A 14125-nucleotide genomic window follows, 5' to 3' on the forward strand; every position below is an offset into this window, starting at 1 on the left:
GAAAGCACTTGTAATGATTAACGCCCTACCACACTTCCATGCGATTAATTTGGCAGTCATCAGCATCAAAGTACTTTTTCATCACCTCTGGAAATGGGCCATTGCCGTGAGCATTCCTGTTATTCTTAAACTGGATCTCCATAGATTTGTGATAGTACTCGTCAATCGGTTGAGTAATATCCATAAACCTATTCATTTGTGACCAATCGTGAACATCACCTCCCCCTGCAATACCAATACGATTTCCCAACCAATAATGTTCTGGGTATTTTCTACAACTTAAGTAACCCGTTTGCATCGATGCGCTACCTCGTGCGTTCTTTACTTCTGGACCAACAACATACTCAAGATCTTCTATGGGGATATAAAATGGCTTTCTGAATAAGGTGTAAGGCGTTTTTACCAGACCGGTATGGCGATTAAACTCTATTGCATCAATAAAACGAATTGCATTCCCTAATTTGTACATTATTAAAGGGAATGCAGTCAGTAAAAACAGCCCCAACCATGAATGCCCAGCTGGCATACTGTCGTCTGTCATACTAACTACTAATAAACTTATTCCAGCCAAAGGACCCCATACCAATGAAAGCAATCTAAGTGACCATAGCCCTGGAGAGCGCGGTACAGAAACAATCTGGCCATCACATTTACTCGAGTAACTTACACCACTAAAGTCGTCTCTCGGCGCAAATCTGTCTTTACAGGGTTTTGCTTCTTTAAACTTACAACCGTTTAGTTCTTCAGCCTTGGCTAAGCGTTCCTCATAGCTTAAGTTATGAAGATGATCTTTTGGTAGTTCTTCATAAAAAATACCGCTAAGACGGTAACCTGTTTCTCTATCTATATATGCGTCAGTTTTTGCAAAGTCTTCTTTTTCTTCTTCGGTAGCTTCTTCACGGTATTTTCTGTTTCTTTCTTTAGCCCTTTCTATTAAATAAATATCCCGTTCTTCTTGAGTCATCTCTTCAATCTTTTTCATTCTTCGTTTCCTTCTATCTTATTGGCGGCCTTTCAGGAAATCTGAACTTTTGATTTAATCTTGAAAGTTCTTTAATGTATCTAACCCCTTTAGTGATCAAATAACCATCGTCTTTTTTAGTCACCACCGTCGGCAAGGAGTACAACTCTGTAGCGCTCTCGATCACTTTTTTACCTTTGCCATTGGGATAACTTTCTACTTCTATGATTAACTCAATAGAGCTACCAACTTCTAGGTTTAGCAGTTCACAGAGTTTTCCTTCAGTGAACTCAAAGTAATAACCGGTTCGATTAGGATATAGCTTCCAACCACTGCTAAGCTTGGCCAACTGATGATGATTTAGCTCCTGTATTTTATCATCACCTTCTTTTGACCAGTAGAAACGAGCAGAAAACCCTTCTAATTCATTGGTTAGTGGCGCGCTTACCTGCACTTTAAACACACTTAAAAATCTTTGAATATTTATCGCAGGCGAGTACAACATACTATAAAAATCGGTTAATGCATTTTCCATTTTATGTTGCCATGTTGACGCCCTTACAGCAGAAGACTTATTGCTATCGTCTATATATTTTTGTTGTTGCTTTTTACTCCAAGGACAGGCATTTAGCCAAGCCTCAATTTCAGACTCATGAAAAACAAGTAGTAAACCAGCACCAATTAAGATAATCAACAAACCCAATAACCCTAACGCACTTGCAATAGCGCCAAATGTTGCGACTGCGCCAACACTTAAGGCGGAAATTAAATGTGTTGCAGCGACTAAGCTTGCTGAAGCGGTTAGTGACAAAAAACCCACCATCATCGTCATATTGGCGTAATATAACGCAGTATCTCCGCTTTTCTTTTCTAACATCGCATCCTTAAACGCAACATAAGCACTAACGGCTGCAGCTATTAACGTTACCGCATTTGCTGTAAAAACCAGTACCCCTCTTAACATTCCCATTGGAGATATGTGTTCTGCTGAGTTCTTTAAAATAGCGTTAACTTGTTTCGCAGTGGGCAACCCAGCCTTTTTTTCTACCACATTTGCACCGATATTGATCATAATATCGGCAAAGTCGAATACTGCCGACACTTTCGCAAGACCACTTGCGTTAACATTTTTCATAGTGTCGAATAAATTAACTGCCTCTAATGCAGCAACAAAAGACAGTGCTCCGTTTAAGGCTATATTATAAACTTGAGGTTTTACACTAAACTTTGAGAGCCGCTTCAAGGAGTCAGCTTCTTTATTGAGGCTCTCAAGCTTCCAGTTATTTCTATTTATTCTTTTTGTATAATCTTGAACTTCTTTTCTTATATCCCCAACTTCGAAATTAAGTTTGGCAATCTTACTCGCATCCAACACCAATACTTTTTGCTGTAAGCGTTTTTGTGCAAATTCGGCTTTTATTTTTTGTCGCTGCAGTGTTTTTTCAATTTCACCTAACGTACCGTCTAGAGACAAAATATGACCTAACTGTTGCTGAACAATCTGTCCTCCACCCAACTCAGTTCTGACATAAGGGTGTGCTACAGGGGTCTTCTGATGACTATCAGCAAACGCCTCTGCCGCTTTTTCCAGCTCATTCAGGCGCTTAGATGCTCGTTCAGCTTTTGACTGAAAGTCCAGTGGTAAAAATCCATCAGGTAAATTGCCATCTAAATAGTCTGCAATTGATAGGTTAATCTCTTTTATCAAACCATTTGTCGAAACATCTACTAATTGCTTAAATCGACCAAAGAGATCCCCTCTGACACTGTTTTCAAATCTAGCTGATTTTGCATACTCTATAGAGCTTGACAATGCACTAAGCTCTCTCTTTGCATTCGTTAGTTGGTATTGCACATTGGAGGCAGTTTTTTTGATATCACGTAATGCTTGCTCTTGGCGTTTTATTTGTAAGTCTAGCTGTGCCACTACTGAGTCAGGATTCATGCCTCCTGCAACAGCCGCATTTAAAATTTGGTTACGCGCTTTAATGTAAGCATTAATTTCCGCTTGTTTAGCTTCAATAGAGCGCTCTAGTGCCACTTTTTCATCTTTTAGTGCATTTGTATCAAGCGCTAGCGTTTCTGCTTTGGCTTTACGGTCTCCGTATACCGATTTAATATCCTGCCCTTGCGCTGCATTTAATCCAGTTGGCACCTCGAGACCAATCACCAAGAATCCCCACATCGCCTGTGAGGCTCTTCGGAGTACTTGTATTACCGCATCTGTAAATGATGAGTCTTGGTCATGCATGGGCTGCAAGTTATCTTGCATAAGCGTAAGATCAAAGCGCGTGTCAAATTCGTCGTTTGAACCTTTAAGACGGCACTCATACGCTGTCATCTCATCCTTTATCTTTTTAGGATAGAGCAGCTCAATTAATCTTAGCCTTTCAGTCGGATGCGTCCCCATCACTTTTAGCCAACACTCTTGCCCTACGTCATTCGCATCCAATTCATCTAACTTTTTGAAATCATCGTCTGACACCGCAAAATGACTGATCAGGGTAATGGTTAAGTCCTTTATTGGGCCGAGTACATCGGAGCATACTGCGTATAGTAAGCACCGGCGTATATCATCGTAGTAGGCATAGTCTTCAATGGAGTAATAAAAAGAATTGTTTTTTTGCTCGTCGCTCATAATCTCAAAGAGCTTCGCTTTTGATTGATTAATTTGCAGACCGAGTTCAAAGGCGCGGTCAGTGTGAAGATATTTTCTAAATTCAGTGGTGCTGAAGCTATCTTCTATATATTCCCGATACTGCTGTGCAAGATCCTCAGCGTCTTCATCAACTTCCACTCCGAGCGCCTTCTTCTTTTCTATTCCTTTTGGATAGTGAAAGAATGTGCTCTGAATTGCAGTTGCTAACGAACGCTTTGCCAATTGGTTTGGACTAGGTTCGAAACGTTCAGTCTTAGACTCTGATTTAAATTCAGGATCTTGTTGTATTGACGTTACGGGAAGGCTTAACAACTCCTTGCGATATATCGCAACCCTGGCGCTGGTGTCACGGGCTAACCCTATACTGTCGGCTAGTACCGGTACATACACACCTGACATATCTGGAACAGGTAAAACTAGGTGATCGGGTAATGTCGAATTATCGTAACCCTGCTTAAAACTTGCCAGTTTATCAAGTTTTTGCATTCTGTTGGCACGTCTGTTGGTCGCTTGGTCTCCGTTAAGACCGGGCTTTACACTTGGTCCATAATTTAAACGCGGATCCGTTTCAGCCATACCGCCAAATGCTTCAATTTGCTTCCAGCTCCATTGAGTTTCTGAATAAGCAATTTCTACACTACACTGTTGACCATACAACTTGTTTGGGACGATGATGGTACTGAGCTCTTCTGTAGTGGCTTTTCGCTCACCTTTGTCAACCATCTCAAGTGCTAATTCCGTATTGTCTACACTACACTCTTTGCCATAGTTATCTTTTTTATAAGAATATTCAGCAACACGAATAACTCTATGACCCTTTTGAAAGGCTAAATTGACATCTTTAAACGCGACACCTTCACCATTTTCCCTTGGAAGTACTTCCAGCTCTCGCCATAAGTGTCCGTCAACGTAAATATAGATAAATCCTTCTCTTAGCTGATCTTCTCCGTCTATCCCCATTCTCAACGGATAAATATGGACCAACTCCACTTCTGCATCTTGTGCAGTGTCATTCGCCGAAGAAGTACCAAGTGGTATTTTGTAGTATCCCGAGGTGCCAAGATCTGGGTTAGTATCAGCAACCATCAAAGACACTTTCTCTTGGTCGTTTGCTAGCCCTTCAAAAACCAGCTCTCTGTGAGCGGTTTCAAGATTCGTTAAGTCTGGTACTGTAAAATCACTCATCCTAGTTTCACTCCATCCTTGTAATACTCTTTACCTGATACGCTTACTTTTAACTTTTTACTTCCTGATTTATCGGGGGTTGCATCTCTTTTTGCCACTGACAGTGAGCTAGGGGTTGCACCGCCAGGTTGGTTAAGAGGAGCAGGTGGCGTGTTTTTACTGTTAGAGATCATAAGATCTCCTTGGCGCACGGCGGGTTTTCCTTCGATATACACATCAAAAGAGCTAGTAATAAACTCTGCTTTGCCTTTGATAGTGCCGCTGGCAATGCCTTTCTTTTTACCGGGTTGGTCACCTGTGCTTTTTGAAAAGTTACTTTTTATATTGGCTGCAGGGTTGCCGTTAATTTTTACCGAGCTTGCGGTGCTCGCTGCATCACCTGATTTGGCGAGATTGCTATAAGGAATTGGCACAACAACCTTACCAATCTTAGTCCAGCACACATCTATGGTATTTAGCATGCCACCACTGTCTTTATGGACTGCGGTGCGACCATTAATTAATACGTTTTGGCCGCTCACGATGCCTACCTGCTGTGCTTCGCTATCTACATCTTTTTCAATTTGTTCCTCAGTGCCAGCTTGCCATCCTATTTTGCGTTCAACCAAACCTAAAAATGCCCGAGCGTTGTCAATGGGCTTATGCATATCCATGCCAGTTTCTGGTTCTTCATGAGGTAAAATCGGCTCGTTTTTTTCATCGTTCCACTTAGGCGGTGGGACAATATAGTCATTGGCAAATTCGGTTATCATTTCACCTAGCATCATATCGCCATATTTAGCGCGCGCAATCTCATCTATAAACGCGTTTTCACCGCTTGCTTTATCAGGAAATACGGCAATCCCATTTACACAGCCAATAGCACCATTATTTTTCGCTGCGATAGTAAGCTTTAGCAATGCGGGATTATTATGTCGCCACGACACACTCCCGCCTACTCGAAGCATTGCAGACATGGCATCTTGATCGTACTGAATTGAATCAGGCTCTTTTCCTTTTACTGCCGCGATAAAGCTCATAACACACTCCTTGTTACTGAGATTAATTGTGGTTTTTCTTGCTCTGTGATCAGCCACACTCTGTCAATATGGCGATTTAACGGGTTATGTAGATAACTACTAGCAACCGCAAGTCCTATTGCATTATGGCCAGCGCCAATATAACCAATGGTATTTGCCGTGTTGTTGAGTTCAATTAACGCGTCATGCTCTTGGTACAAGGCGCGGCTGGCATTAAGCCATTCTCTTTGCCACTGTTCACTGAGTAAGCGGGTTGAAATATAGGGCTCACTTACCTCTGCGTGCAGCTCTTTTAATAGCTCACCTAAGTCGCCCTGGTATGCTTTGGTTTGGCATGCATTTTTACTAGCGCTTGTACCAAGCAGTACGCAACCGCCTTCACTTAATACAACACCTTCGGGGCCGCCAACAACTTGTAGCTTGCCTACCCAGTTTGGTTTTGACGCTTCATCATAACCAACGCAACTATCTACAAATACATAGAGACTATTTGGCGAGAGCGAATCAATATCAAGCACTTGATACAACTGAATATAGTCAACGTTCAGATCAAGATGGTCACAAAGCGCCCTAACATCGGACAGTTCTATATATGGCTCTTCTGCTTTTGTGTTGGCAGTAACTAGATTAATGGTGCCATCCCACGCGTTGGCACTGCCATCAAACCGTTGCTTAGTCTGGCTTAATAAAGATTCTAGAATGGCTAAACAGCGGTCTTTACGCAGTGTGACCGAGATTTCTTCAATTTGTGCGCGCAAGTATGGTGCATCGAGGCTTCTATCGTATCTAACAATGGCTTTGCTTGGCGTGCAAAAGCGCATGTTGTTTGCGACCGCGGTATATAAAGCACTGGGGTGGTTACCGGCGGGGGTTTCTAGCGCGATTAATTCAAACTGCATGTGCCACTCCTTGCGCTTGCGCCTCTTCGACTAAGAACACACTGTTACTGCCTGTTTGGCTCTTTTTTACCCTTCCTCGCCAAATTAATGAAAACTGCTGTGTTTGCGAGTCAATTACCAGCGTATCACACTGCATATCAATAGGCGTGGCGTCTGGGCCATTAACTAAACGACAACGTGGCACAGCTCTTGGTAACGTCAGCTTCAGGCTTTGTCCATAAGGCAAATCTGGCGTCAAGCCCATCATATCAATCCACCAGCCATCACTAAATAGGTTTTGAGTTTGTTGGTCTTGCGGTGCGACTTGATAATGCGCAGCGGGGACTGCTGCTTTAAATGGAAACTTGCCCGCTAAAGCTTGGGCTTCGTCAACCTCAGGAAGTTTATCCATCCTTGGCGACCAAAATGGCGGGATCGCTGCAAAGCTTGCAACCGCAGTGTCGTGGCTCGGCTTTTTTAATACCTGATTAGCATACTCCACTTGTGGCAATGGCTGGCCTTTCGCTTCTTTATTTTTGAGCTTATAACCACGACCAAGGGGATTTTGGGTAGAAACTTGTTCTTCATCCGACGGACTTGTGCCGCCATAGGCAAGTTGGTAATTTAATACACAGGACGATAATACTTGTGGATCGCTCGCCACAGGCCCGAATAGCGATCGCTTCCACACACGCTCACCAGTAACTCGAAGTAATTTATCAACAAATACACTGTCGTTACAGCCGAGTTTTAGTCCAACTTCAATCACTCGCGCTTGCTTATCGGTTGGTGGAAAACAGGTCAATTCACCGTATACTTCAAAACCGGTTTTATAGGGCTGAACTTCGCTAACGGCGGTTAGGCAGGCTTCAAGCCCCTCACCGTCAAAGTCATCAGCAAGCACAACTGGCGCTCCAGTTGGATCGGGATACACATTACCCTTTACGTCGTATTCAAAGTTCTGCTTCACAGCGATGACTACGATGGGATCTTTTTCCTCATCCCAAGCCTCAACCGTGCTACTTTGCCACTCGGATTCATTCACTAGCATGGTTCAACTCCTGCTTTACTGATTGCCATTGAAGATAAGCCATCGGCATGTAAAAAAGCGCAGCGCCAAGTGCATACGAGGAAATTTTGGAAAGCTTGCGCTGTATAGCAAGGCCAGCCAATCCCTGTTGTAACCAAGCCGCTGGCTCAGAGACTTTACGCCCTGCGAGTTGATGTTGGATATTTGCTGTAATTAGGGCTTGGCGTTCGTATTCTGCTTGCTTAAAACTGGGTAATTTTTGCGATTTTTGAGACTTAACGCCAGTTTGTGCATCACTTATTGCAAATTCTTCAGGCAAGTCGAGAGCGGTGATTTGTTTCCACGCCTCGTAAGCTGGACGAGCGGTACTGGGGGCTTCGAGTAACTTAACTAGATTTTGTAACGAACGGGTATGAGAAAAGTACGGAAATACTTCTGCAATGTAGCTTGGATTATGCTGACAATAAAGTAAGCATGGTTCATCCCATTTTGGCTCATCGAGTAAACCTGCCAGCTGCAATAGTTTTGCTTTTAGCGCGGCATCATCGGTCATCGCAAACCGCTTAACTAAGTGCTCTGAAAGTTGCTCTGTATTACACAGCCACATATTCACCAATGCCGTGTAGGCAATTTCAGGGTTGCTATGTTCAAGTGCGGCCATGAGTTGGTGGCGCGACAAGTTAGCCGTACTAAATGCTAAATAGATAAGGCTCGTAGGCCAATTTTCATCTGTTGATAAAATTCGCTGCCTGAGTGCATCACCAAAATCAATGCGCCATGCTGACAAGTTATGAATGAGCAGCTCAGCAAGCGCAGGCTCGCTGTTAATCGCCGTGATGATCTCACTAGCTTGGGCTTCAAGCGCTCTTGTCCCAAAAAGATGGTTAATAAGTAACAACAGCTGTGGTGAATCAATCTCTTGGGTTAACGTAAATACATCGTCAATCGACCCATGCGCGATACAATCTAGTTGGGAGCGATTTATCCAGTGTTCTTCGTCCGTCGCAGCTAAGGTATACACATGATTTAATAGTTGTTTTTCAAGAGCATGTAAACGCCCAGTCTCAACTACTTGGCGTGCATTAAACTTTTGATAATGACGCCAAAGCGACTTGAGTTGCTGACGGTGAACGGCCAATTTGGTTGCAGCTAAAAACATAGTCACACCGTATCAGCTTAATTTAATCGAATTGGCCAGCCTTGGAGGCTGAGATCTTGCTCAATATCGGCGTTTAACAGTTTACCTTCAAGCTGTATCTCACCATTGCCGTTGATCGCAATGCTGCCATTTTTGGTTTTGACACAGACTTTTTGCTCGCCATTTAACACCACAGTGCCGTTGTTATTTGTCACCGACGCTGCCGGAAAGTCTTGCGGTGCAGCTAAGCGACCAATAACGATAGGCATTGCCACGCTATGTAGCAACACTTCGTCGTCAATACTTACGCGTGTCACACTGTCTAATTGACCTTTAACCTTCATTTCTACATTAGATTCGTCACACTTCACTCGTAACACTTTGCCTAATTTATCAATGGCAGATACACGCCATACGATGTTACTCAACGATGGTGGAAATTGTACGACATTAGTTTTCATAGACTTTGCTCCCTGCTTAGTTATGGCTAATTGCAGAGCCAGACACTGAAATGTTGCTGGCGCTTAAGTTCAAGTTGTTCGCATCAATGGTAATATTACCTGCCGCATCAATTTCTATTTTACCGCCGCCTTGAGAAAGCTGAATTGAGCCGCTACCTTGGCCAACGATAGAAATGTTTCTATCGGCATTGATGGTCAAGTTACCATTTTGCGCCGCAAGCTCGACGTTACCGTCAACACTGAAGTAACTGATGTCTTGCGCGGCCTCTAGATTAATGGATTGCTGCGCTTCGAATTGAATATTGCTATCAGCAGACTGAATTTTAATGTCGGTATCTGCGGTGAGTTGAATAGCCTCTTTGGCATTGATCTCAATATTGGACTCAATACTTTGGATATAAACAGCATCTTCTGCGCGAATGCTTATTTCTTTGTCGGCTTGTGCCACAATATTCGCTTGTGATTGCAGCGTCATCGCTTCTTTCGATTTAATATCGATGTAACCTTTTTTGGTTTCAAGCTTGATAAATTCGCTACCTTCGGTGGCATTAAATTCGAGTATATTTTCTTGCGATTTGGTGAACAATTGAATTTTCTCTTCGCCTTCTTTGTCATCCATCAACAAAGTGTTTGACGCTCTTGTCACCAATTTGTTTTCGCTGGAATTCTCAAAAGTTACAGGGCTTAGTGCCTCCTCGTTAAATAGCGCACCGAGAATAATTGGCCTGTCTAAATCACCATTTTCACCCGCCACCATGACCTCAGTTCCTTTGTTTAAAGGAAAATGCATGCCGTATCCACCCGGTCCACCATAGTGCTGCATAAGTCGAGTCGGTTTACTCTCTTCCCCTTCACCATCTTGGTTAAATGGCAACTTGACTTTATACCGTCCTTTGTTATCCACTTCTTGTTCGATCGTGGCGTTAAACGATGCAAAGACCTTTTTGCGTTTTATGACAGGCGCTTTAAACTGCACATCAATTGGGATGATCGTCGCTTGGTTTTTATAGGTTAAGCCTTTTACCTTGGAGCCATATTCAACGCTGCCACCTTGACAGCCTTTATGGGCAACGGACACCACTAAGTAACGACCGCTGTAATTAGGGTGATCGGTTATGGTTAAAGCTACACCTGGACGAAGAGCTCGACAGTCGGTATCAATAACAAAAAGATTTCGCTGACAATCAATGCTTTGCTGGTGTACTTTGGTAAGCGCGTCGCCATCTCCTTCAGTCATGAAGTTTTCAGCAAATATACTGTCTTCACCAAAGCCACCAACCTCTGTTTGATTGTTACTATTAACAGACAACGCACAGCATTTTTCATAGTCTTCGTCGTACAGCCTAAAGCCGCTATTTAGTAGGCTCGCTTTTTTAGAAAAGGCAAAGACAGACTCACTTGGCCTAACTTGTCCGGTAGGTGACGCATAAGGCAAGGTGATCTCTTCCATCTCTGCAGAAAAATCACTGCTGCGGCCAAACACTGACAGATTGGCTTGACTGCCCGCTGACTCTGTGCTGCCGTAAACAAAACCGTAGCGGCGCATTAGACGCGTTACAAAGTCAAAATCACTTTCATCGTACTGCACAGTCATAGCAAGGGATGGTGATGATGCCTTCAGTTGCAATTTTCCTGACGGGAACCCTGCCTTGTCTAACACACTTTTAACGATGGCATCCGCAGACATGTCGGTAAAAACGCGATTAGATCGTTGATGTTTGAGTAACACCAAAAGTGATTGAAAGGATAAGGTATACACGTAGCCTTGATGACTGCGACCATGGCAGACATATTCGGTAATAATCCCCGAAACCGTTCTGTCAGACATAGCCCATGTAATGGAAAATGTAACATCTTTACCAATCACCAAATCAGGCTCAATTAGTTCCTCACTTAACACCTCAATATCGAAGCGATAGTCACTGCATAAGCTGTCATTCTGTGATTCAAAACTCAATACTTTAAATAAACTCCCAGACAACCCCGCAATTTCGATTGCAAAGTGACTTTCGTTTGCCTTAGGCAGTTTATCGGCAAGTGATGCGAACATTTCCATTTTTGTCTCCTTACTCGTATCTACCGTTAACTTAAGTCGGCGAATACGGCTTCAATTTCACCATTTTCATCCAGTGTCAGCGTCAGCAAATCTGGCATATCTTCTTCGCTCATAAAGCCCAAAATTGAGCGAGCGATCCCAGGTAAAATTTGCTGTTCAATTGTTGCGTTAACCAATCGTGCGCCACTATCAGACATAGCGCACTTATCGGCTAGATAATCTAACGCCGTTTGATCTACGCGCAGTTGTATAGCGTGATTGTCACGAAGTCGCGCTGCGACCTTCTCAAGCTTAAGTGCCACGATATGTTTTAACACATCGGTATCAAGCGGGAAGAAAGGCACAACCTGCATACGTGCTAAAAGCGCAGGTGCAAAATGCGCGAGCAAGTTTGGCTTAATTAAGCTGACTAGCTGCTGAAAGCTCGGTCTCTCAAACGGTGTTTCTTCCTCGTTGTTGTCTTGTGCTTCTTCATCTTCAGGTACGCCTTGCTGAATGATCCCATCCACCATTTGTTGCATGGCCTGCTGCTCGGTTTCTGGTGTACAAGCATTGATGATTTGCTCAGCCCCTAAATTAGAAGTCATGATGATAACCGTGTTTCTAAAATCAATTTCACGCCCCTCACCATCACGCATTACGCCCATTTCAAACACTTGGTAGAACATATTCATGACATCTGCGTGGGCTTTTTCCACTTCGTCAAGTAACACCACAGAATATGGGCGTTGACGCACCGCTTCGGTTAACACCCCGCCTTCACCATAACCCACATACCCCGGTGGTGAGCCTTTGAGTTGTGATACCGTGTGTGCTTCTTGATATTCACTCATGTTTATCGTGGTTAAGAACTTTTCACCACCAAATAATAGCTCGGCTATGTGTTTTGCCGTTTCGGTTTTACCCACCCCTGAAGGACCTGCTAATAAAAATACGCCCAGTGGGCCAGACGACGCCGACACACCCGCTTTTGCAACCCGTAATGTTTGTGCAATCGCAGTCAATCCAGCATTTTGCCCCACTACACTTTGTGCCAGTGATTGCTCAAGCTTAAGTAAGTTCTCCAGCTCGTCTTTCACCATGTTACCTACAGGGATCCCAGTCCAACTTGCAATCACTTGCGCTACCGTATCACTAGTCACTTCAGAGAAAATAGCATTATCATCTTGATTTAACGCAGCAAGCGCTTGTCTAATCGCAGGTTTCTCTTCGTCACTTGCACCGTGTAAAGCATTATAAGTATCAATTTGCAGCTCACGGCTTTGCTCAAGCTCAGCAAGCTGCTCTTGGGCTTGTGTAAGCGCATCGGTGAGACTTTGAATGCAAGTTTGATCTGCAATCCCAAGCTTTGACTCGATTGCCAAGCGTTCAATTCTGCTTTGATAGTAACGGATCTGCTCTTTGGCTTTATCAATCACAACAGGCGATGTTGCCGGTCCCATTCTGACCATAGCAGCTGCGGTATCTAGTACATCAATGGCTTTGTCAGGTAATTGTCTACCTGTGATATATCGTGCAGACAAAGTAACCGCGGCTTCAATTGCACTGTCTGTGATTTGAATTTGGTGGTGCTTTTCGTATTTATCTTTAAGACCCGTGAGCATAAGCTTTGTGGCTTGCTCGGTTGGTTCATCGACTTTTATTAATTGAAAGCGGCGTTCAAGCGCAGCATCGCGCTCAAAATATTTTTTATATTCGCTCCAGGTCGTTGCAGCAAGTGTTCTTACTTCTCCACGTGCAAGCGCTGGCTTTAGTAAGTTTGCGGCATCACCCATGCCTGCGTCGCCACCAGCACCAATCAAGGTATGCGCTTCGTCAATAAATAAGATAACGGGGGTCGCTGAACGCTTTACTTCATCAATGACTTGTTTAAGACGACGCTCAAATTCACCTTTGACACCAGCTCCGGCTTGTAGTAGGCCCATATCCAGTACGCAGATCTTTACTTCTTTAAGTTCTGGCGGAACTTGCCCTTCAACAACGCGCTGAGCAAGTCCTTCTACCACTGCCGTTTTACCAACCCCAGGTTCACCGACAAAAATTGGATTATTTTTTCGGCGACGACACAGCACATCAATTGCGAGGCGGATCTCTTCGTTGCGCCCAAGGACAGGGTCAATTGCACCTGAACGTGCTTTTTCAGTGAGGTCTTCACAAAATGCTTCTAGTGCGCTTTCACCTTGTGAACGACTATTCGACACCGTGTTGTCAGCATTTGGCTTACTAAATACTTGGCGCTCAGTCGAGCCTTTACAAATCTTATTTAAATTCTGCTTTAAGAAGTGTGTATCAATCTTGTCGAACTCGCGTGCCAGCCCAAATGCAGGGCTGTATATCGCCATGTCTTTGAACGAGTCAATAAGCGCAGCTCCTGTGATCCAATCATTCTGATGGCGCATGTTTGCACTGAGCCACGCTTTTTCTAACCACTCATAGAGACGACGGGAAAAAACCGGCTTGCTCGGGTTGCCTGCATCTTGTTGATTGATAAATTCGAGTGCACTATTCCACAATGCGTCTTGATCAACTTCGAAGAAAGGTAAGATCTTCGCAACATCGCCGTCATTGTGCTCTTCCATTAACTTTAATAGGTAATGCTCTGGTAGCACTTCAAAATGCTTTCGACTCGCTGCGAATCCAGCCGCGGCTTCCAACGCTGTCGCGCTGTGATGATTGAGTTTGTCTATGAGATTCTTTATGCCTGTTGCGTCCATCTTTTAATCCTTGCTATTCCCGTT

At 43.8% G+C, this 14125-nt stretch carries 9 protein-coding genes; all 9 read right to left on the bottom strand.

Features of this window, described 5'->3' with window-relative positions; all coding sequences use genetic code 11:
- Positions 1-25 precede the first annotated feature (25 nt).
- From L1271_RS14190 to tssH, 9 genes are read right to left on the bottom strand one after another with little or no spacing between them, the layout of a single operon-like run.
- Complete coding sequence (locus L1271_RS14190) at positions 26-982, bottom strand: hypothetical protein (RefSeq protein WP_235368104.1); 957 nt, start codon at positions 980-982, stop codon at positions 26-28.
- Positions 983-995: 13 nt separating this feature from the next.
- Positions 996-4805, bottom strand: a complete 3810-nt coding sequence (locus L1271_RS14195) for a toxin VasX (RefSeq protein ID WP_235368105.1) — start codon at positions 4803-4805, stop codon at positions 996-998.
- Positions 4802-5824, bottom strand: a complete 1023-nt coding sequence (locus L1271_RS14200; RefSeq protein ID WP_235368106.1) for a DUF4150 domain-containing protein — start codon at positions 5822-5824, stop codon at positions 4802-4804. Before L1271_RS14200 ends, L1271_RS14195 begins: the two co-directional genes overlap by 4 nt.
- A complete protein-coding gene (locus tag L1271_RS14205; protein WP_235368107.1) occupies positions 5821-6723 on the bottom strand; it encodes a hypothetical protein in 903 nt (300 codons plus the stop codon). Before L1271_RS14205 ends, L1271_RS14200 begins: the two co-directional genes overlap by 4 nt.
- Positions 6713-7753: a DUF2169 domain-containing protein gene (locus L1271_RS14210; protein WP_010604816.1), complete on the bottom strand. Its 1041-nt coding sequence runs from the start codon at positions 7751-7753 to the stop codon at positions 6713-6715. Before L1271_RS14210 ends, L1271_RS14205 begins: the two co-directional genes overlap by 11 nt.
- The gene (locus L1271_RS14215; RefSeq protein ID WP_235368108.1) at positions 7740-8891 is read right to left on the bottom strand and encodes a hypothetical protein; all 1152 of its coding nucleotides are present in this window, start codon (positions 8889-8891) and stop codon (positions 7740-7742) included. The genes L1271_RS14210 and L1271_RS14215 overlap by 14 nt, the downstream gene beginning before the upstream one ends.
- A 17-nt stretch (positions 8892-8908) precedes the next feature.
- Positions 8909-9331 carry a hypothetical protein gene (locus tag L1271_RS14220; RefSeq protein ID WP_045963381.1) on the bottom strand — a complete coding sequence of 141 codons (423 nt, stop codon included), beginning with the start codon at positions 9329-9331 and terminating at the stop codon, positions 8909-8911.
- A gap of 16 nt (positions 9332-9347) precedes the next feature.
- Positions 9348-11387, bottom strand: coding sequence for a type VI secretion system Vgr family protein (locus tag L1271_RS14225; RefSeq protein WP_235368109.1), 2040 nt, complete (start codon positions 11385-11387; stop codon positions 9348-9350).
- A gap of 26 nt (positions 11388-11413) precedes the next feature.
- On the bottom strand, positions 11414-14101 hold the full coding sequence (tssH, locus tag L1271_RS14230; protein WP_235368110.1) for a type VI secretion system ATPase TssH: 2688 nt from the start codon (positions 14099-14101) through the stop codon (positions 11414-11416).
- Positions 14102-14125: the final 24 nt, after the last annotated feature.

This window comes from Pseudoalteromonas sp. OF5H-5 (assembly GCF_021530695.1).
GTDB lineage: Bacteria > Pseudomonadota > Gammaproteobacteria > Enterobacterales > Alteromonadaceae > Pseudoalteromonas.

Bases quoted from the DNA above. Each gene is read 5' to 3' on its own strand.
- L1271_RS14190 (WP_235368104.1), bottom strand. From the start codon at position 982: ATGAAAAAGATTGAAGAGATGACTCAAGAAGAACGGGATATTTATTTA.
- L1271_RS14195 (WP_235368105.1), bottom strand. From the start codon at position 4,805: ATGAGTGATTTTACAGTACCAGACTTAACGAATCTTGAAACCGCTCAC.
- L1271_RS14200 (WP_235368106.1), bottom strand. From the start codon at position 5,824: ATGAGCTTTATCGCGGCAGTAAAAGGAAAAGAGCCTGATTCAATTCAG.
- L1271_RS14205 (WP_235368107.1), bottom strand. From the start codon at position 6,723: ATGCAGTTTGAATTAATCGCGCTAGAAACCCCCGCCGGTAACCACCCC.
- L1271_RS14210 (WP_010604816.1), bottom strand. From the start codon at position 7,753: ATGCTAGTGAATGAATCCGAGTGGCAAAGTAGCACGGTTGAGGCTTGG.
- L1271_RS14215 (WP_235368108.1), bottom strand. From the start codon at position 8,891: ATGTTTTTAGCTGCAACCAAATTGGCCGTTCACCGTCAGCAACTCAAG.
- L1271_RS14220 (WP_045963381.1), bottom strand. From the start codon at position 9,331: ATGAAAACTAATGTCGTACAATTTCCACCATCGTTGAGTAACATCGTA.
- L1271_RS14225 (WP_235368109.1), bottom strand. From the start codon at position 11,387: ATGGAAATGTTCGCATCACTTGCCGATAAACTGCCTAAGGCAAACGAA.
- tssH (WP_235368110.1), bottom strand. From the start codon at position 14,101: ATGGACGCAACAGGCATAAAGAATCTCATAGACAAACTCAATCATCAC.